Source organism: Leadbettera azotonutricia ZAS-9 (assembly GCF_000214355.1).
Classification (GTDB): Bacteria; Spirochaetota; Spirochaetia; order Treponematales; family Breznakiellaceae; genus Leadbettera; species Leadbettera azotonutricia.
The window spans coordinates 963430-983224 of record NC_015577.1 but is presented as its reverse complement, the minus strand read 5'-3'; the positions used below and the strand labels follow the sequence as shown (position 1 = coordinate 983224).

The following is a 19795-nucleotide window of genomic DNA, read 5'->3' as shown; positions in this document are numbered from 1 at the left end:
GTGAGTGTGTATGTTGTGATCCACAAGTGTATTTGTTTTGCCTCGCCAGTGAGTGGGTTATGATCCATGAGTGTATATGTTTTGCCTCTCAAGTGTATTAGTTTTGCCTCGTGAGTGAGTGAGTTATGATCTGATATGATGTGCCTCGGGAAAAACGTATCGGTTTGGATACTTGTCCTATAATCCTTCGGATTGATTGGAGAAGGGGGTAGCGGAGTAGACCGCAGGAGCGTCAAACCGAAGGTTTGCGCGACGAGGACTACGGAGCGAGGGGGGAGACTTCCCCCCCTTAATTTCTCTATACTTAACCCATGAATATACTAATCATAGGCGGCGCGGGCTATATCGGAAGCCATGTGGCCAGGGAATTTCTCGACCAGGGCCACGAAGTAACGGTTTTTGACAATCTTTCCAGCGGGCTCAGGGAGAACCTTTTCCCCGAGGCAAAGTTCATTCACGGAACCATCCTGGACTATACGAGCCTCGTGCGGGCCTGCGCGGGGTCTCAGGATATTGCCGTAGGCGGTCTTACGGGCAAAAAATTTGACGCCGTGGTTTACCTGGCGGCCTTTAAGGCGGCGGGCGAATCCATGCTGAAGCCGGAAAAATATTCCACCAATAATATCTCGGGCGCCATAAACATACTCAACGCCATGGCCGAGACGGGTATCAAAAACATCGTGTTTTCTTCCAGCGCCGCGATCTACGGCGAGCCTGAATACCTCCCTATAGACGAGAAGCACCCCGCAAGGCCAGAAAACTATTATGGCTTTACCAAGCTCGAAATTGAACGCATCATGGGCTGGTACGACAAACTCAAGGGGATTCACTCGGCCTGCCTCAGGTACTTCAACGCCGCAGGGTACGATGTGAAGGGCAGGATAAACGGTCTTGAGCAGAACCCCGCCAACTTGATTCCGGTTGTCATGGAAGCTGCCTGCGGGATGCGCAAGGAACTCCAAATCTTCGGCGATGACTACGACACCCCCGACGGGACCTGCATACGCGACTATGTTCATGTGAGCGATCTCGCCATTGGGCATGTAGCCGCCCTGGACTACATCAGCAAAAACAGCAAGAGCATTGCGGTCAACCTGGGGAGCGAGAAGGGGACCTCGGTAAAGGAAATCGTGGAAGCCGCGCGGCGCATTTCCGGCAAGCCTTTGGCTGTCAAAATCGCGGTCCGCCGCCCCGGCGACCCTGCCAAGCTGACTGCTTCTTCCAAACTGGCCCACGAAGCTTTGAGCTGGACGGCCCAATATTCCGATATTGACAGCATCATCAAAACTACCTGGAAGGTTTATAATAATCAAAATGAAAGATAAAATTTTTACCACTATAGACGAGAGCGAAGTCCTGGCGGTGGAGCTTGAAACCAGCCTTTGCAAGTACCCCGCCATTGCCCCCGAATCAGGCGGCGAGGGCGAGCTTGACAAGTGCATCTTCCTCGAAGGCTGGCTCAAGGCCCACGGCATCACCGGCCTTGAACGCTGCGAAGCCCCGGACCCAAGGGCCAAGGGCGGCGTCAGGCCCAGCCTCATTGCCACTATACCCGGCAAGTCTGACAAGCAGCTCTGGATCATGAGCCACATAGACGTAGTGCCCCCCGGCGAAGCTTCCCTCTGGAAGACCGACCCCTGGAAGGTGGTACGGGACGGCAGGCGACTCATAGGCCGGGGAGTTGAAGATAACCAGCAGGGCCTTGTGTCCTCGGTGCTGGCTGTGCTGGCCTTCCTCAAGCACGGGGTACAGCCCGAAAAAACTGTGAAGCTTCTCTTTGCGGCTGATGAAGAATGCGGCAGCGGCTACGGCATAGACTGGCTTATCAAAAACAAGCGGGAACTTTTCCATAAAGATGATATGGTGCTCATCCCCGACGGTGGTGACAAAGACGGCGCTTCCATCGAGGTAGCCGAAAAAAATCTCGTCTGGGCCCGCTTTGAGGTTCATGGCATACAGGCCCACGGTTCAAGGCCCGACCTGGGCGCCAATGCCCATCTCGCAGGGGCCGACCTCGCGGTGCAGCTCCACTACAAGCTGACAGAGAAATTCTCCGCCCATGATCCTCTTTTCGATCCTGACTATTCAACCTTCCAGCCCACCAAAAAAGAAGCCAATGTCCCCAACTTCAACACCATTCCGGGTGAAGATGTTTTCTGCTACGACATGAGGGTACTCCCCTGCTATCCCGCGAAAGACGTGCTTGATGAAGTTGACCGCATCAAGGCTGAAATTGAGGCCAAGCATAAAGTTACCGTCAGTTACACCCTGGCCCAACGCATGGAATCCAAGCCCACTTCCCCTGACGCTCCACTGGTTAAGCTTCTGGGAAAATGTATAGAAGAAATCTACAAGGTCAAGGCCAAACCCATAGGCATCGGAGGCGGAACCGTGGGGGCATATCTGCGCAACGAAGGTATCGATTCTGCGGTGTGGTGCCGTATAGACGACTCCGCCCATCAGCCCAACGAATATGCTATTATTGATAACCTGCTCGGCGATGCCAAAGTCATGGCCCTGCTAATGCTAAGCGAATAATTTTCCTCGGCTAACGCTGCTCAAAGGAGTTAATATGCTATACCCAAAACGTGAAAAGCCTTTGGGCGAGGGGGACTTTGAAAACCCGACCAGCGAATACCGCGCAACGCCCTTCTGGGCCTGGAACACCAAACTCGAAAAAGACGAGCTGACCTGGCAAATCGGAGAACTCAAAAAGCTCGGGTTTGGCGGCTTTCATATGCACGTCCGTACAGGCATGGCTACCGAATACCTGAGCGACGAGTACATGGACATCATTGGCGCTTGCGTGGAAAAAGCCAGGGCCGAAAAAATGCTCCCCTGGCTCTACGATGAGGATCGCTGGCCTTCGGGCGCGGCCGGGGGCCTTGTAACCCAAAACCCCGATTACCGCATACGCCACCTTCTCCTTACCCGGCGGCCCTACGGCACACCTGTGGATGTTATCGCCGAAAAACAGTCCAGGGCTTCGTCGGGGCGCTGCGAGAATGGAAAGCTTCTTGCGGTTTATGATATTTCCCTGGACTCAGGGGGGAATATTCTTTCGTACAGTTCCATAGGAGAAAACGATAAGCCCAAAGGTTTCAAGCTCTATGCCTATGCGGAGTCAGCCCTGCCCAATCCCTGGTTCAACAACCAGACCTATGTGGATACCCTGAACCCCAAGGCGATAAAAGAATTCATCAAAGTGACCTACGAGCGCTACGGCTCATCTTTCCAAAAAGATTTCGGCAGCCTCATTCACGCCATCTTTACCGATGAGCCACAGTTCTCCCAAAAAGGCACCCTTCACTTTGCCCATGAAGAACGGGACGTTACCCTGCCCTGGACGCCGGACTTCCCTGACAGCTACAAGCAGGCGTACGGCGGTGAAGATCTTCTCAAAGGCATTCCCGAGCTCCTCTGGGATCTGCCCAACGGAAAGATTTCCAAAGTCCGTTACCATTACCACGATCATATAGCCGAGCGTTTTTCCTCCGCCTTTGCGGATCAGTGCGGGGCCTGGTGTTCCGCCCACGGCCTCATGCTCACAGGCCACATGATGGAAGAACCCACCCTGGAGAGCCAGACCCACGCTCTGGGCGAGGCCATGCGTTCCTACCGTTCCTTCGGGCTCCCGGGCATAGACATGCTCTGCGACCGCAGGGAATTCACCACCGCCAAGCAGGCCCAATCCGCGGCAAGGCAATACGGCTATCCCGGCGTGCTTTCAGAACTCTACGGGGTTACCAATTGGGACTTCGACTTCAGGGGCCACAAGCTCCAGGGCGACTGGCAGGCGGCCTTGGGCGTAACTGTCAGAGTGCCCCACCTTTCCTGGGTTTCCATGAACGGCGAGGCCAAGCGCGACTATCCCGGTACCTTCAATTATCAGGCGCCCTGGTACAAAGAATACCCCTATGTGGAAGATCACTTTGCCAGGCTCAACACCGCCCTCACCAGGGGCAAAGCCGTTGCGAGGGTAGGCGTCATTCACCCCATAGAAAGCTACTGGCTCCACTGGGGCCCCAGGGAAAGCACCGAGGCTGTCCGCTCGGGGCAGGATGAAAATTTTCAGAACCTCTGCGACTGGCTCCTCAGGGGCGCCATAGACTTTGATTACATCTGCGAATCCACCTTGCCCGCCCTCTGCGATACCAAAAACATCAAAGCCGGGGCCTTCCCGGTTGGGAAAATGGCCTACAGCGCCCTCATCGTCCCTGCCATGGAAACCATACGCGCAAGCACCCTGGATCGTCTTGAAGCCTTCAAAAAAACCGGAGGAAGGCTTATATTCCTCGGCCCTGCTCCCTCATACACCGACGCCGCAGAAGACAGCAGGGGCAAGAAACTTTGGGAACAGAGCGAGCACATAGGTTTTGATCGCCTTACCATCATCAATGCCCTGGAAGATCTGCGGGAAATCCAAATAAAGGATAGTTCAGGGGCTGACGCGAATAATTTCCTCTATCAATTAAGGGAAGACACCGAGGGCCGCTGGCTATTCATAGCCCAGGCTGACAAGGCTAATAATCCCGACATACCCCAGGGGGACGATTACCGCATACGCATCAGAGGCGAATGGCAGCTTACCCAATTCGACACCCTGAACGGTTCAAGCTCTCCCGTGAATGCGGAGATCGCAGGGAGTTGGACCACACTGATCACCCGCCTTTGGGATCACGACAGCCTCCTCCTCAAGCTTGAAAAAGCCGGCAGTCAGGCGGCATCAGGCAAGGCCGATACAGCCCACCCGGACAAAGCTGCCATAGCCGGGGCGCCCCTCCTCTTCACTAGCCCTGTACCCATCACCCTGGATGAACCCAACGTACTCCTCCTGGACATAGCCGAATACGCCCTGGACAGCGAAGCCTATAAGCCGAAAGAAGAATTGTTCAGGCTGGATAATGAGCTCAGGGAACGGCTCTCATGGCCCTCCAGAGGCGAGGCTGTTGCCCAGCCATGGGTTGAGCACGATTCATCTACGCCCCACACACTAAAACTGCGTTTCAGCTTCGACAGCGAAATTGAAATAAAAGGCGCGGAGCTTGCCCTGGAAAATGCGGCCAATACCAAAGTAGCCCTCAACGGCGAAGCCGCCGGCCCTGTTCGGGGCTGGTACGTTGACAAGTGCATAGGCAAGGTCAAATTGCCGGCCATTAAGAAAGGCGCCAATACCCTGGAGCTTTCCTTTCCCTACGGACGCAAGGTCGATGTGGAATACTGTTTTATCCTCGGGGACTTCGGCGTCAAGGTTGCAGGAACAAAATGCACCCTCACCGAGCCGGTACGGGAGCTGGCCTTCGGGGACATCACCCGTCAGGGCCTACCCTTCTACGGCGGCAATGTGTGTTATCATCTTGAAGCCGAAACCAAATCGGGCAGCCTCAGCATCGAAGCTTCCTCTTACCGTTTCATGCTCCTCAAGGTTAAGGTTGACGGAGCTGATAAAGGGGTTATCGCCTATTCACCCTACAAACTTGAAGTAAAAGCGCCCGCAGGGAAACACAAGATCGACATCACAGGATTCGGCTGCAGGGTTAACACCTTCGGACAGCTCCACAACAACATGGACCACGAAGGCTATTGGTGGGGACCCAATTCATGGCGTACCACAGGCCCGGCCTGGACCTATGAATACAAATTCTGGCCCCAGGGTGTGCTGAAATCGCCTGAAATTTTTTAATGAATTTTTCTGAAAGGCAATTGACAATATAGCGGAAACACCGCATTGTACCTTTTAGTGATTATTTAGCCTGAAGGAGGTTGGGAGAAAAATATTGAAAGGGAGCGATGTGGTCATCGAAGGAGTTTCCAAATCCTTCGGCGATTTTACGGTCTTAAATGACATAAATTTAGCCATCAGGAAGGGGGAGTTCTTCTCCCTCCTGGGGCCTTCCGGGTGCGGCAAAACAACCCTTCTGCGTATCATCGCGGGCTTCGAAAGCCCCGACATTGGCGCCGTAACCATTGACGGAACCGACGTGCTTCCCTTACCACCCAACCAGCGGCAAGCCAACACGGTTTTTCAGAACTATGCCCTATTCCCCCACCTCACGGTATTCGAAAATGTGGCATTTTCTTTGCGGATTAAAAAACTATCCAAAGGCGATGTAAACGCCAAAGTTCTCGATTATCTCAAACTGGTTCAGCTTGAAGCCCATGCCCATAAAAAGCCCAATCAGCTTTCGGGCGGCCAGAAGCAGCGGGTAGCCATTGCGCGGGCCCTCATCAACGAACCCCGTGTCCTGCTCCTGGACGAGCCCCTTTCGGCCCTGGACGCAAAGCTCAGGCAGCATATGCTCATAGAGCTTGACCAGATCCACGACAAGATAGGTATCACTTTCATCTACGTTACCCATGACCAGCAGGAGGCCCTCTCGGTCTCTGACCGTATCGCGGTGATGAACCTGGGGAATGTGCTGCAGGTGGGCACTCCCCACGATATCTACGAAAGCCCCGCCACTGACTTTGTGGCCCGTTTCATAGGGGAGACCAACCTTTTCGACGCCACAGTTGCGAAGGTTGAAAAGCTTGACCAGCCCCTGCTGCCCTCCATTGCCGAGGGTGTTACCGAATACATGGCGGAGCTTGAGATCCCCTCCCTCGGCAGGATCAAAGTAACCACCGTAGACGAAATAAAGCAGGGTCAAAAAGTATGTTTTACAATCAGGCCTGAAAAAATAGTCATCTCCAAGGACAAGCCCAGCACCAAACGGGGAGACATTAATCTTTTCCAGGGCGCTGTGGACGAACCCATCTATTCGGGGTTCCAGACCAAGTTCTATGTAAAGGTAGGAGACGGCCTCCTCATCAGGGTTATCAAGCAGCACGCCAACTATTCCGATGAAGGCCCGGACATTGTCTGGAAAGATCAGGTCTACATCTCCTGGAGCGCCAACGACGGCTACATCGTAGGTGTCAAGTAATGGCCCACCGCAAGAATTACGGTCCCCTGTATTCCTTCCCCATGGCGGCCTGGTTCACTGTGTTCTTTCTCGCCCCCATCATCATCATCGTAATTTACAGCTTTCTTAAAAAAGGGCTTTATGGCGGCGTGGAATGGGAATTTTCCCTTGAAGCCTACCGCAACCTCACGAATCCCAGTTTTATCGTCATTACGGTTCGTACCATTATTACTTCGATAATTGCAACAGTAATAACCATATTGATAGCCCTGCCCTGCGGCTACTTCATGGCCCGGAGCAGAAACCAGACACTATTACTGTTACTCATAATCATCCCCTTCTGGACAAATTTCCTCATCAGGGTTTTTGCATGGATGAACATTTTGGGGAACAACGGTTTCTTAAACGAATTCCTTATGAGAATAGGCCTTATAGACGATTACATACACTTTCTCTACAACCAGAATGTAGTAATACTGGTACTGGTTTATATGTACCTCCCCTACGCCATACTCCCCCTCTACTCCACCATCGATAAATTCGATTTTTCCCTTCTTGAGGCTGCGCGGGATCTTGGGGCCACAAAATTGGCCTCCATGATAAAAGTGCTGCTCCCCAATATCAGAAGCGGCATGTACACAGCGGTGCTTTTTACTTTTATTCCCATTTTCGGCGCTTATGCAGTACCCCTGCTTGTAGGCGGCAAGGACTCCTATATGCTGGGTAATATCATCGCCGATCAACTCACCAAGTCCCGCAACTGGCCTTTGGCTTCGGCAATCTCCATGGTGCTGACCGTGGTTACCACAGCCGGCGTGCTCCTCATGATGAACCTCCAGAAAAAGGACGCGTCCCGCATAGCCGATGCTTCAAAATCCGCCGGCACTGCCCGGGCGGCTCTTGATACGGGGGTTAGTTCATGAACTTCAGGGCAGTAGTACGCAACATTGTAACCTCACTCAGACCGGGAGCTGCCTCAGGTGAGGCCGCACGGCATGCAAGGCGGGCGATAAAGAGAAATTTCTCGTTTTCACAAACCGTATTCATCGCAACAATAGTGTTTCTGTTTCTGCCTCTTTTCGTGCTTATACTCTATTCGTTTAACGATACCAAGGGCATGGACTGGACAGGATTTTCATTCCATTGGTACGAACAGCTTTTCCTTCATTCACGGGATCTCTGGCGGGCCTTCTGGAACAGCATACTCATCGCCATCACCTCTGCAGGGACTGCAACTGTGCTGGGTACTTTCGGAGCCATAGGGGTAACATGGTACCGCTTCCGCCTCAGGAGCTATGTACAGACCATTTCATTCCTCCCCATGATACTGCCTGAAATCATCATAGGCGTATCCCTCTCGATCTTCTTTGCAGGAATGAAGATTCCCCTGGGCCTCCTTACCATTTATATAGCCCACACTTCGTTTAACCTTCCCTTTGTATTTCTCATGGTCATGGCAAGGCTTGACGAATTTGATTTTTCCATAATCGAAGCCGCCCACGACCTGGGGGCCAACGAGGGCCAGACCCTGCTCAAGATCACCCTGCCTATATGTATGCCCGGCATAGTATCGGGCTTCCTCACGGCAATTACTATTTCTCTTGAAGATTTTGTCATCACCTATTTTGTGGCAGGCCCGGGATCTTCCACCCTGCCCCTTTACATTTATTCTGCCATACGTTTCGGGGTTTCCCCGGTGATCAACGCCCTGTCAGTAGTAATGATACTGGGCACAGTTTTACTAACCTATTTACTGAGGAATTTCCTCAAGTATATAGCTGCAAAATAAAATTCTAAGGAGGATCAAATGAAAAAGGTATTCATTATGATTGCGGTTATGGCGGCACTGTTTGTGCCGACCATTGTGTTTGCAGGCGGGGCCAAGGACCAAAACAAGCTCTACATTTACAACTGGACTTACTACACTCCGGACTCGGTTATCGAAAAGTTCGAAAAAGAGTACGGCGTGGAAGTCATCTACGACGAGTTTGCCAGTAACGAGGACATGTACGCTAAACTTAAAGCAGGCGGCGCCGGTTACGACATTGTGTTCCCCTCGGGCGACTATGTAAGCATCATGATCAACCAGAACATGCTCGAAAAGATCGACAAATCCAAAATCCCCAATCTCAAGAATGTCGATCCTGCAGTGCTGAAAAAGGCAAGCTACGATGCCAACATGGACTACTCGGTTCCCTACTACTGGGGCGCGGCGGGTATTGCGGTTAACACTTCCAAAGTTCCCAACTTTGAAAAGAACTGGTCGATTTTTGCCCGTACCGATCTCAGGGGCCGCATGACCATGCTCGACGACATGAGGGAAGTCATGGGCGATGCCCTGGTCTCTCTGGGCTACTCGGTCAACACCAAGGATCCCAAACAGATCGAAGCAGCCAAAAACCTCATCAACAACCAATGGAAGCCCAACCTCACCAAGTTTGACGCTGAAGCCTTCGGCAAAGGCTATGCCAACGGCGACTTCTGGGTGGTTCAGGGTTATGCGGAAGTGGTGTACGAAGAAATCGCCGACAACGAGCAGCTCAAGAAGGACACGGTGTTCTTCATTCCTCCCCAGGGAGGCCCTGCCTACATCGACAGCATGTGCATACTTAAAGGCTCCAAACACCAGGATCTGGCCTACAAGTTCATAGACTTTATACACCGTCCCGAAATCTACGCGGAATTCTGTGACGAATTCGGCTTCCCCTGTACCGCTAACAAAGCTGCCGGGGCCTACAAAAAAGGCGAATCCTACTACACCGCGCAGGAGCTTGTCTCCACCGAACTAAAAGACGATCTCGGCGGGGCGCTGGATCTCTACAACGACGCATGGTTTAATTCCATACGTGTTGGGGAATAAGAATTTAAACGTAAAAGTATTAATTAACAGTAAAACTACCGCGCCGGCAAAGCAAGGCCGACGCGGGTGTTAAAGTCTTTTTCTGTCATTTCGCCTTTAAGGAAATCTGAAAGCAGGAGCCTGATAACCTGGGGGAAAGATTTCCAGTATTTATCAGGCCAGGGGCCTATTTCCTTCCGTAGGGCTTCGTCTTCCTCCGCTTCCATACGTCCCGTTGAAAACAAAACAAACTGATCGATCATGGAAGCGAGCACATCCCGGGGTACACCCCCGGCTTGAGCCTGAACACCGCCGCCCTTGCCGGGGGCGGGTATCCAGGCCCTGGTGAGCTCTTCTATCTGAGAGTCTGTCAATTCAGGGGCTTCCTGTCTGATGATCCTGATGGCATATTCCCTGACGCTGTTCTTAAGGCCTTCAATATTCCCGTCAATGTTGAGCTGGGAGCTGAGTTCCTTTGCCATGCGTTTGGGATCGGGCATATGCATACTACCGCCATAGGTTGCAAGCTCCCTGCGGCGGCGTACCACTGCAGCGGCTACCGCATCTATCTCGGCTTCATCGCAACGGTTGAGTATAAAATCCATAACCTTTACCAGCTCAGAATTCGCCATAAAGCCCCCAATAAAGGCAATTCCAAAATTTCAGATTTTGGAATTGCTACCTTAGATTTACTTTGTAATCGTGCCATCCAAATCCCAAAGATCTTCCCAACCCTTGGCGCCGGGCCAGAGGAATACCTGACCCTTAACCAGTCTACAATTTTTATCGGCTTTTGCGATAGACGCCATTTCCGCGTCTGTCAAAGGATCGCCAATAACTGCGGCAAGGTTTGAAGCATAGTTCTTCTCGTGTACCGAGAAAGGAATGGGAATACTTCCCCGCTGAACCTGCCACTTCAGGCAGACCAGGGCTGGGTGTATGTTGTGGGCTTTGGCAACAGCGGCGACTTCGGGCAGCTCCGTGTCTATCACGTCCCCGGGGGTCTTGTCCCTGTCGGGCCTGTTGGGCGAGCCTATGGGGCAGTAGCCAATGGGCGTGATATTATGCTTCACGCAGTAGTCAAACAATTCGCTCTGCTGGAAGGCGGGGTGCAGTTCCATCTCGATAAGGGCAGGCTTTACCTTGCAGCGGCTCAGCACTGCGTCAAACTTGGGGATGGTCATGTTGGACATGCAGATATGTTTTGCAAGGCCCAGGCGGTGGATCTTCTCCATCTCTTCCCAGGTGCGCATGAATTGATCCGCCGAGAAGGGAACCGAATCGGGGTTCCTGGCGTCGCCATCGCAGTGGGGGGCATGGTAATTGGGGAAGGGCCAGTGGACAAAGTAAGCGTCCACATAGTCCAGCTTGAGATCCCTCAGGGTTTTTGCCAGCGCGAGAAGCACGTCCCCTCTGGCGTGCATGTCGTTCCACACTTTTGAGGTAATGAAAAGTTCTTCACGCTTAACCACGCCCGACTTAAAAGCATCGTCAAAAACTTCGCCGATAAGATCCTCGTTGCCGTAAACCGAAGCGCAGTCAAAAAGCCTGTACCCAAGGCGTATGGCCCCGCCCACAGCGGCGGAGACTTCATCGGGGCTGTAGCGGTCGGAACCAAAAGTCCCCATCCCTATACAGGGGATCTTCGTCCCCGATGGAAGTTTGACGGAAGGGACTTTCGCAGGGTCGATCTTGTCCGCCATTATTTAAGCTCCTCGTCAAAACAGACCGCCACTTTGCCGCAATTGCCGATATCCATGAGCTTGTAGGCCTCGTCAACTTTTGAAAGAGGGAAACGGTGGGTTACAAGGGTATCAGGATGTATGTTCCAGCGCACCAGTTCTTCTACAAGGTTTTCCATGAGCCAGATGCTGGTTACCCAGGAACCGTAAATTGTTTTCTGATCGTGAATAATATCCGGGCTGGGGTTGAAGTTGACGGTACCGCCCTCGCCTACAAAGGCGATCTTGCCCCACTGGCGGGCTGCGCGTATTGCTGTTGCCCGGCCCTTGTCGTTGGCTGATGCGTCAAAAGAGCGTTCCACGCCGTGGCCTCCGGTGAGGGCTTTAATTTCCGCAGCATTTGAATCGGAAGGAGTTAGTACTTTATCTGCAAGATTGAGTTTTTTGGCAAGTTCTATACGCACAGGATTGCCTTCAATGCCGTAGAGCTTGCGGGCGCCAAGGGCTTTGCAGAGCATGAGGGTTGCAAGGCCAACAGGGCCCAATCCCACGACGAGCACATCGTCGTTGCCGGAGACGCCGACTTTCTGTATGGCTTCATACACAGTTCCAAAACCGCAGGCCACCTGGGCGCCGTCGGCGTATGAAAGGGACTCGGGAAGTTCCACAAGATCCTTTTCGTCGCAGAGCATGTATTCAGCCATGCCGCCGTCACGCTGCCAGCCGTAAGCCGCGCGCAGGGGTGATGAGCAGGAAATCATGTAACCCATGCGGCAGTCGTGGCATACGCCGCAGCCTGAGATATGGTACACAATAACCCGTGAGCCTTTCTTGAAGCGGCGGACGCCGGGGCCTTCTTCCACAACCTGCCCGCAAGGTTCATGTCCTGCGATGACATTCTGGTAACCTTCAGCGCCCTTGCCCGTGTGCTCACGGTAAATGGCCCTGATGTCGCTGCCGCAGATGGTACAGGCTTTGGTTTTTACCAGAACCTGGCCATGTCCCGGCCTGGGTATGGGTACATCCTTAAGTACCACAGTGCTGTTTCCGGGGAGGTATGCTCCCTTCATTGTTCCTTCCATAAATCTATCCTCCGCATTAATTCTAAAGGCATATATACATACGCCTCATAATTCGCTTGTCTCTAAATGGGCAAAGCCCTTTCTGCCCAGAATGAATTGATGAGGGCCTTGCACGCGCCCTGGGCCGCGCTGTACTCGCCTTTGGTTCCCAGCATAACATTTAGACGCCTCCCCGGACGGGGCATCACATGCTGATCCATACGGGCTTTGATCCTGTCGAAAAAGGCAGGGCCGTTTTTCACAAGCCCCCCGCAGAGTATCACCCTGTCGGGATCAAGTACATTCACTGCGGTAGAAAGCCCTATGCCTATGTAATCAGCTGCTACGCCAAGTATTTTTTCCGCACTCTCGTCCCCTGCTTCTGCAGCTTCAAAGACCATTTTTGCTTCAAGTTTTGCAGGATCGCCGCCGCAGAGTTCCGCTATCTTCGATTTACTGTGATGGGCCGCCAATGCCTGGGCCTGCCTGGCGATTGCCTCCCCCGATGCCACAGCTTCAAGGCAGCCCGAATTCCCGCACTTGCAGAGAGGGCCATCCTTCTCAACCACACTGTGGCCCAGCTCGCCTGAAGCGCCCCCGGCCCCTGAATAGAGTTCATCCCCTATTACCAACGCTGCACCTATACCATACCCCAGATTGATGCAGAACGTTGACTTATATCCATCCCCGTCATCGCCATTTTCGTTCAGCGCCAAAGCATGGTTTGAATTTCGTACCATTACCGGAAAGGGCATATCCTTTGCCAGCTTTTCCTGGAGAGGCACATCCCGCCACCCAAAATCAGGTGAGTTTATCACTATCCCTGTGCCGCTTTCGATAAGCCCCGGCATGGCAATACCGGCGCCCAGGATTTTAGAACCTTCTTTTTGAAAGGGCTTAATGATGCGGATTATAAGCTTCTTGAGCCTGCCAATAAAAACATCCGAGGGGAAGGGATCGCCTGTAGCCTCTTTATGGCAAAAAGCCTGATGCGAAAGGGCATCATTAACAACAATGCGGATTGCAGTCCGCCCAAGATCAACCCCAATGGTATAAAACGCATTAGGAGTTGCTTCAAGCATTTCCGGGGGCTTGCCTGCGATGGATTCTCCCTTCCCTATGGAATGTATAAAACCTTTCTCAATAAGTTCACCCGTAATAGCCATAACTGTGGGTACACTTAAGTCGGTGCGTTTAGCGATAGCTGCCCTGTTGATAGGCCCTTCTTTAAGGAGGCAACCAAAAACATTGTACTTGTTGGCCTGGGCCAGAAGCAGCTTGTCAACCTTGGTATACATTTAACCAGCCAACTCCACAGCAAGGCAGTTAGTGTAAGATGTGGGAAGAGTTTCAGGCAGTTTTACTGTCAACACCCCATAATTCTGGCTAAAGGACACGGACCCGCTGCCTAGCAGTTTTACCGACAAAACTTTTTCGTTAAGCGTAAAGCTTTTAATTACCGCCGCTCGATTTTCCGGCACCCTCATCATAAATGCATAAACTGTCTTTCCCTTGGCGGTAAAACGGAAATCCGTATCCGTCCAGCCCACAGCCTCTTCTCTGAAGCCGTCGATAAGCACCGTAGAAAAGCCCTCGCCCGAAATGCGCCAGGGCCTGGTACCATAAACACCTTCACCGCAAATAGGAATCCAGGAAGCCAGCTCCTTAAGCAGGTATTGGGTTTCGTCATCCACAGCCCCATTGGGAAGCTGGAGTATATTGAGCAGCATGGTGCCGTTCTTGGCGATGATGTCGATGAGCATTTCGATGACATGGCCGGGCCTCTTGAATTCCTGGCGCACATCGTAGAACCAGTTGCCAATGCAGGTATCGGTCTGCCAAGGCGCAGGGTTAATGCCGGGAAGCTGGCTCTTTTCGATATCCAGGACACCCACTGTATAAATCTCGGGCCTCTTATCCTTTTGATTGTAAAGAGCCCTGTTCTCTCCATGTTTATCGATAGACTTATTATACAGGTAAGCCACGGCCTCAAGGCCCCAGCGGTACGCGGGATCATCATCAGGGGCATTGTAGGCAAAGTGTCCCTGCCCCCTGGTTCCAAAAGGCAGCCCCCCGTCGGAATAAAGCAGATCCGGCGTATAGAGGTCAATGAGTTCTTTCATTACTGAAAGCCAATACGCATGATGCTTGGGATTGGAAGTGTACCAATCCTTGACCTGGCTCATATCTTCATCTTTGGTGTAATGCTCATAGTTGTCCATGTAATAATCACGATAGGCCGGATCGTTGCCGTCATAGGGAATTCCCGCATAAGGGCCATGCTTGTCAGCACCCTTGTTCACGTTCCACCAGGAGAAAGTCGCCCCCAAATGCTCGGTAAGGCCGAAGGGCAGCTTATGGTTATCGGCAGCCTTTTTCCACATGCCGATGATGTCTTTTTGAGGCCCCATCCCAATAGCGTTAAAGGGGTTTAATTTTGAAGGAAAGTTAAAAAAGTGATCATGGTGCATGGCCTGGCCCACAAAATATCTGGCCCCTGCCTTCACATAGAGATCCATCAAAGCATCGGGATCGAATTTTTCAGCCTTCCAGAGCTTTACCAAATCTTTATAGCCGAATTTCGAAGGATGCCCATAATGGCGCAGATGGTAGAGATATTGAGGCGTTCCCTCGATATACATGTTCCTGGCATACCAGTCCCCGAACATGGGCACACTCTGAGGCCCCCAATGGCTCCAAAACCCCAATTTCGCATCCCTGAACCACGAAGGGCACTCAAAACCCCGGAGGGAATCAAAGGTAGCCTCAAATTTCCTTGCACTCATAGATTTTCCCCTATCATTCTTAATGATTAGTTTGATTAACTAAATAATAGACATAATAAACCTATGGAACAGGACTTGTCAAGAAAAATTTGACAGGCAAATTTCAAAATGATTTTACAGAGCTGGTCCACAAATTTTCTTTCCGGCAGGGGATTCCCCGTGGGCTCCTGGAGGCAGGCAACATCAACGGCATTGGCAGCAACCACCCTGAAGCTTGTCCATCTTCCGGTAGTGCTGCATGTCTATACTTATCTTACTTAGGACACTTAAAAAAACAAGCTCCTGTCTGTATACTTTCCCCATGAAAGCAATCATCCTCGGTTCGGGCACATCCCACGGCATTCCGGTGGTGGGCTGCGACTGCCCTGTTTGCAGGTCCGATGATCCGAAGGACAATCGCATGAGGGCATCCCTCTTCGTTCAGGGAAGGGGCGGGGAAAGCATCATCATCGACACAGGGCCCGAGTTCAGGCTTCAGGCCATAAAAGCAAAGATAAAAAAGCTGGACGCGATCTTCCTGACCCACCCCCATGCGGATCATCTCCATGGTCTGGACGATGTGCGCCCCTTGAGCCGCGAAAAGCCACTGCCTGTATACGGGAATAAAAGCACTATTGATGAAATGACGGAACGTTTTTCCTATGTGTTTAGGGAAACCCAGTTGGGAGGAGGCAAGCCCCGGATCGAGCCTGCGGTTGTCTCAGAGCCTGTCAGGATTGGGGCTCTCACCATAAGGCCCATACCCATAAAGCATGGAATTCTGGATATTTTGGGCTGGCATGTTTCTGAAGGGACGGCGGGCGCGGAAAGCGCAGGCCCGATACCCAACGGCCTTCTCTATTTGACTGACTGCAGCGCCATACCGCAAGAATCTGTACGCCTCTTGCCCAAGCCCGAGATTCTCGTCATTGGGGGTTTGAGGGTGAAGCCTCACGGGACCCATTTCAATTTTGAGCAGGCTTTAATGGCAGGGGTGGAATTGGGCGCAGCGAAGACATACCTCACCCATATATGCCATGAACACAGCCATAAGGAAATCGAGGATTATTGCCATGAATTTTGTAAAAAACGGGAAAACCTTAATACAGAAACAGGCCCGGCTTGGGACGGGCTTACACTTTCTTTGTGATGAAGTCGCTCTTTAAGCAGCGGGCACAAATTTTGAGGGTAATGGTAGTACCATCAATCTCGGTCTTAATCTTCTGCAGATTGGGCTTCCAGGTGCGGCGAGCATGGTTTTTGGCATGGCTTACCGTGTTTCCGGTAATTGTGTGTTTTCCGCAAATATCGCAAGTCCGTGACATATCTTCCTTCCTTCCTATTCGTTAGAGCATAGAATAATAGCAAATCATGGCGAAAATGTAAAGACCCCTATGCAAGGCTTTCATACCAGGAAATGGCGCGGTGCTTGAGGAAGGTATCTATGGATCTGAGGGGTCGCAGGTTGTTCACAGGGATAAAACCTCCTGCCATATGGTCGTGCCCGCCCCCGGTACCCACCCCCTCGACCAGGCAGCGCACCAATTCGTTGGCATGGGCTTTGGGGGTGACGCTCCGGGCCGAAATTTTAACGCCCGTGGGCCGACAGGCATAGGCAATGGCTATGTTTACCCCTGAAACGCTGACTACTATGTCCCCTGCAGCGCCCAGGAGAGAGTCGTTGGCGCTTTCGAGGCGCAAAAAGCCTAGTTCATCGTAAATTTCGACGGTTTTGAATGCCTCGGCATACAGCCCCAGATCTTCAACAGAAATCTCGTTCCCCCTGAGCTCCACAATGAGGGAGATATCCGAAAGAGGGTAGAGGCGGTAGAACATGTCGATATCGAGGCTTGACGATCCCCGGGTAAGGTCGTCGGTATCCATATAGATACCGTAAAGCAGGGCTGTAGCCACATTCCGGGGAGGCTCAATCTTGTTTTCAAAAAAATAGTCAGCCATTATGGCGCTGCAGCTCCCTACGTCGGGCCTGACATCCTCGAAACGGCAGCCTGAATCGGACCGGTACTCGTGGTGGTCTATAACCGCAACCTCGTCGGTGGGGAGATCGGTCACATTGGAGTTCCCCTTCTGCACATCCACCAGGACAGCCCAATCCTCAGTGCCCAGGGTAAGGGCGTCTTTGGCCCTGATAATGGGCACGTCGAATAGTTCCACCATCCGCAGGGAATTTGCCTTCTCGATTTCCTGATCGTAGACTATCCCAAGTTTCTTAATGCCCCGGAATGAAAGGAGATAATAGAGCGCCAGGCTTGAAGCAATGGCGTCAGGATCGGGCACATTATGGGGCTGGATAAAGACTTCATCAGGTGCATCCTTGAGGAGATTTATCAGTTGATCGAGTTTGGTTTCCATTGGTTGATTATACCTTATGAGCAGCGCCGTTTAAAGGCTTTGACCCGGGCACTGGCGGTGACGGTGAGGGGCGATGCTTCCCCTCTTTCAAGGTAGCGATAGGCGATGCCGGCCACCATGGCGCCATTATCCCCGCAAAGCTCCAGGGGAGGGAAGATGCAGCGGAGGTCCTGCCTTTCGGCAAGCCTTGCCCGGAGCAGCGAATTGGCAGCCACCCCGCCGCCTGCCACTATGGTATGCAGCCCGGTATCCTGCACTGCGTTGAAAAGCGATCTTGCCAGTATCTCCACTGCGGTTCTCTGGAAAGAGGCTGCGATATTGGCTTCTTCAATCTCTTTGGCTTCATGCGCGGGAAGGGCCCTGAACTGCTCAAACTGGTTTATCACTGCGTTTTTGAGGCCCGAATAGGAGACATCATAGCGGTGATCGCCTTTATGGAGACTTGGGAGGGGGAAATTGAAAGCCCTGGCATTGCCCGATTCAGCCAGTTTGTCGATAACCGCCCCGCCGGGGTAGCCGAAACCATAATGCTTGGAAACCTTGTCAAAAGCCTCCCCCACTGCATCGTCGATGGTGGTACCCAGAACGGTGATATCGTCGAAGGCATCAACCTTGCAGATGATGCTATGCCCCCCGGACACGAGGAGGCCTAAAAAGGGATATTCAGCTGCGGAAACCTCTTCGCCTTTTGAAAAAGCCTGATCCAGCCTTGAGGCGTAAAGGTGGGCAAGCATATGATCCACAGCGACAAAGGGAAGATCCCTGGCCCAGGCAAAGGCTTTGGCAAAGCTTAGGCCCACAAGGAGGGAGCCCAAAAGTCCCGGCCTTGCGGTAGCCGCCACCGCGTCCACATCTGCGGCTTTCATTCCCGCCTTGTCCAATGCTTCTTTGACCACCGCATAGATCCATTCTGTATGCTTGCGGCTTGCTATCTCGGGGACAACGCCGTTATAGGCTGCATGGAAAGGGATCTGGGTGGCTATCACATTGGAAAGAACCTTATGGCCATCTTCCACTACCGAAGCGGCGCATTCGTCGCAGGAAGATTCTATGCCAAGGACACGCATCAGAAGCCCCCCTTCGCCTTCATCATGGCAGAAACGGTGGAAAGTGTATAACCCTCTTTAAGCCAGACTGTATAATTTTCTTCCAGCAGGGGCGCCAGCGCAGGAGTCCAGGCATGGCCTATCATCACTGAAGCTCCCCTTTGCTCTGACTTTTGGAGGCCCGTATTGATATAACCCAAAATAGATGCCCTGTCCTGGCTGTTGTCCAGGAACACATCCCGCTCCCCTATCTTCATCCCATACCTTTGGGCGACAACAGGAGCTTTTGTCTCCGCTGTAGTGCGGGAATCGAGAAAAAGTATGCCTCGCTCCCTGCAAATTTCAAGGACAACTTCCATGGCTGCCTCGTCCATGGTCACTTTGGAGCCTTCATGGTTATTGAGGCCCGTTACAGGCCAAATCTCGTCCAGATTGCGGTTGATAATGGCCCGTATTTCCTGGGCGCCCATGCCGGCATAAACCGCCCCGGGGCCAGGATTCTGCCCTCCCAGGGCTTCCATAGGCTGGTGGAGGAAAACCTCTTTGCCGGCAGCCCTTATTCTGCGGGCAGCCTCAGCCGAATTGGCAAGCCCCGGCAGCACTGCAATGGTGAGAGGGCCAGGGAATCGCAGGAATGGCTCAAGCTCCCGGAGATTGTTCCCGGCGTCGTCTATGACAAACACAAGCTTGCCCAGTTCCTGGCGTTCCGGAGGCTTTTCCGGAAGCCCTGCGGGCGGCGCCGCAGGGGTAGGCTGCACGGGCGGGGTTTGGGGCGCTGGTTTGGGCTTATCGGGCGGCTTTTCAGGCGGCGGCTTTACGGGGGCAGGCTTCGAAGGCGGTTCAGGCCGGGCTGGGGCAGGCTGCACGGATTTTTCAGGCTCGGTTTCAGACACTGCCGCTATGGGAGCGGAAGTCTCCTGCACGGGCGGCTGATTCCGGCTATTCAAAAAGATCATAATCAGGGACGCAGTAATGGCTGCTGCCACGAGCATGCCCGCAATCAGCGCTGCTTTAGCCCTGTCTTTAAATTTTAGTTTTTTGCGGCTTTTTCTGCGTTTTGCTGCCCCGGGACGCGGCTTTTTAGCCGCGCCTGGGGGGTTTTTGACGATTCTTTTCACTCAAAG

At 52.6% G+C, this 19795-nt stretch carries 18 protein-coding genes; 9 read left to right on the top strand and 9 right to left on the bottom strand.

Features of this window, described 5'->3' with window-relative positions; genetic code table 11:
* Nucleotides 1–311 precede the first annotated feature (311 nt).
* The 7 genes from galE to TREAZ_RS04325 all read left to right on the top strand — a co-directional run bounded on the left by galE (nucleotide 312) and on the right by TREAZ_RS04325 (nucleotide 9765).
* Nucleotides 312–1325, top strand: coding sequence for a UDP-glucose 4-epimerase GalE (gene galE / locus TREAZ_RS04355; RefSeq protein ID WP_015710598.1), 1014 nt, complete (start codon nucleotides 312–314; stop codon nucleotides 1323–1325).
* On the top strand, nucleotides 1315–2538 hold the full coding sequence (locus TREAZ_RS04350) for a M20 family metallo-hydrolase (protein WP_015710597.1): 1224 nt from the start codon (nucleotides 1315–1317) through the stop codon (nucleotides 2536–2538). Before galE ends, TREAZ_RS04350 begins: the two co-directional genes overlap by 11 nt.
* 34 nt (nucleotides 2539–2572) lie before the next feature.
* On the top strand, nucleotides 2573–5683 hold the full coding sequence (locus TREAZ_RS04345; RefSeq protein ID WP_015710596.1) for a type 1 glutamine amidotransferase family protein: 3111 nt from the start codon (nucleotides 2573–2575) through the stop codon (nucleotides 5681–5683).
* A gap of 94 nt (nucleotides 5684–5777) precedes the next feature.
* Entirely contained in the window at nucleotides 5778–6926 is a 1149-nt protein-coding gene (locus TREAZ_RS04340; protein ID WP_043922831.1) for an ABC transporter ATP-binding protein, read from the top strand.
* The gene (locus TREAZ_RS04335) at nucleotides 6926–7828 is read left to right on the top strand and encodes an ABC transporter permease (RefSeq protein ID WP_015710594.1); all 903 of its coding nucleotides are present in this window, start codon (nucleotides 6926–6928) and stop codon (nucleotides 7826–7828) included. Before TREAZ_RS04340 ends, TREAZ_RS04335 begins: the two co-directional genes overlap by 1 nt.
* A complete protein-coding gene (locus TREAZ_RS04330) occupies nucleotides 7825–8694 on the top strand; it encodes an ABC transporter permease (protein WP_015710593.1) in 870 nt (289 codons plus the stop codon). The genes TREAZ_RS04335 and TREAZ_RS04330 overlap by 4 nt, the downstream gene beginning before the upstream one ends.
* 18 nt (nucleotides 8695–8712) lie before the next feature.
* Entirely contained in the window at nucleotides 8713–9765 is a 1053-nt protein-coding gene (locus TREAZ_RS04325) for an extracellular solute-binding protein (protein ID WP_015710592.1), read from the top strand.
* A gap of 35 nt (nucleotides 9766–9800) precedes the next feature.
* Here TREAZ_RS04325 and TREAZ_RS04320 read toward each other — a convergent pair whose 3' ends face one another.
* The 5 genes from TREAZ_RS04320 to TREAZ_RS04300 all read right to left on the bottom strand — a co-directional run bounded on the left by TREAZ_RS04320 (nucleotide 9801) and on the right by TREAZ_RS04300 (nucleotide 15273).
* Entirely contained in the window at nucleotides 9801–10376 is a 576-nt protein-coding gene (locus TREAZ_RS04320) for a hypothetical protein (RefSeq protein ID WP_015710591.1), read from the bottom strand.
* Nucleotides 10377–10433: 57 nt separating this feature from the next.
* Nucleotides 10434–11447, bottom strand: coding sequence for an aldo/keto reductase (locus tag TREAZ_RS04315; RefSeq protein WP_015710590.1), 1014 nt, complete (start codon nucleotides 11445–11447; stop codon nucleotides 10434–10436).
* Nucleotides 11447–12508, bottom strand: a complete 1062-nt coding sequence (locus TREAZ_RS04310) for a zinc-dependent alcohol dehydrogenase family protein (protein ID WP_015710589.1) — start codon at nucleotides 12506–12508, stop codon at nucleotides 11447–11449. Before TREAZ_RS04310 ends, TREAZ_RS04315 begins: the two co-directional genes overlap by 1 nt.
* 62 nt (nucleotides 12509–12570) lie before the next feature.
* Nucleotides 12571–13785, bottom strand: coding sequence for an ROK family transcriptional regulator (locus TREAZ_RS04305; RefSeq protein WP_015710588.1), 1215 nt, complete (start codon nucleotides 13783–13785; stop codon nucleotides 12571–12573).
* Entirely contained in the window at nucleotides 13786–15273 is a 1488-nt protein-coding gene (locus TREAZ_RS04300; protein WP_015710587.1) for an alpha-L-fucosidase, read from the bottom strand. It lies immediately after the preceding gene.
* Between the two features lie 108 nt (nucleotides 15274–15381).
* On the opposite strand from TREAZ_RS04300, the gene TREAZ_RS18215 reads away from it, so the two are divergent.
* Together TREAZ_RS18215 and TREAZ_RS04295 are read left to right on the top strand one after the other, a co-directional pair.
* The gene (locus TREAZ_RS18215) at nucleotides 15382–15534 is read left to right on the top strand and encodes a hypothetical protein (protein WP_169312602.1); all 153 of its coding nucleotides are present in this window, start codon (nucleotides 15382–15384) and stop codon (nucleotides 15532–15534) included.
* Between the two features lie 40 nt (nucleotides 15535–15574).
* A complete protein-coding gene (locus TREAZ_RS04295; protein ID WP_043922829.1) occupies nucleotides 15575–16402 on the top strand; it encodes an MBL fold metallo-hydrolase in 828 nt (275 codons plus the stop codon).
* On the opposite strand, the gene rpmB is transcribed toward TREAZ_RS04295, so the two are convergent.
* The 4 genes from rpmB to TREAZ_RS04275 all read right to left on the bottom strand — a co-directional run bounded on the left by rpmB (nucleotide 16386) and on the right by TREAZ_RS04275 (nucleotide 19789).
* A complete protein-coding gene (rpmB, locus tag TREAZ_RS04290; RefSeq protein WP_015710584.1) occupies nucleotides 16386–16577 on the bottom strand; it encodes a 50S ribosomal protein L28 in 192 nt (63 codons plus the stop codon). The two genes, TREAZ_RS04295 and rpmB, sit on opposite strands and share 17 nt — an antisense overlap.
* Nucleotides 16578–16644: 67 nt before the next feature.
* Nucleotides 16645–17625 (bottom strand): DHH family phosphoesterase, encoded by a 981-nt coding sequence (locus tag TREAZ_RS04285; protein WP_015710583.1) that lies wholly within the window; start codon nucleotides 17623–17625, stop codon nucleotides 16645–16647.
* Nucleotides 17626–17639: 14 nt separating this feature from the next.
* Nucleotides 17640–18692 (bottom strand): tRNA (adenosine(37)-N6)-threonylcarbamoyltransferase complex transferase subunit TsaD, encoded by a 1053-nt coding sequence (gene tsaD, locus TREAZ_RS04280; RefSeq protein WP_015710582.1) that lies wholly within the window; start codon nucleotides 18690–18692, stop codon nucleotides 17640–17642.
* Complete coding sequence (locus TREAZ_RS04275; protein WP_015710581.1) at nucleotides 18692–19789, bottom strand: divergent polysaccharide deacetylase family protein; 1098 nt, start codon at nucleotides 19787–19789, stop codon at nucleotides 18692–18694. The genes tsaD and TREAZ_RS04275 overlap by 1 nt, the downstream gene beginning before the upstream one ends.
* Nucleotides 19790–19795: the final 6 nt, after the last annotated feature.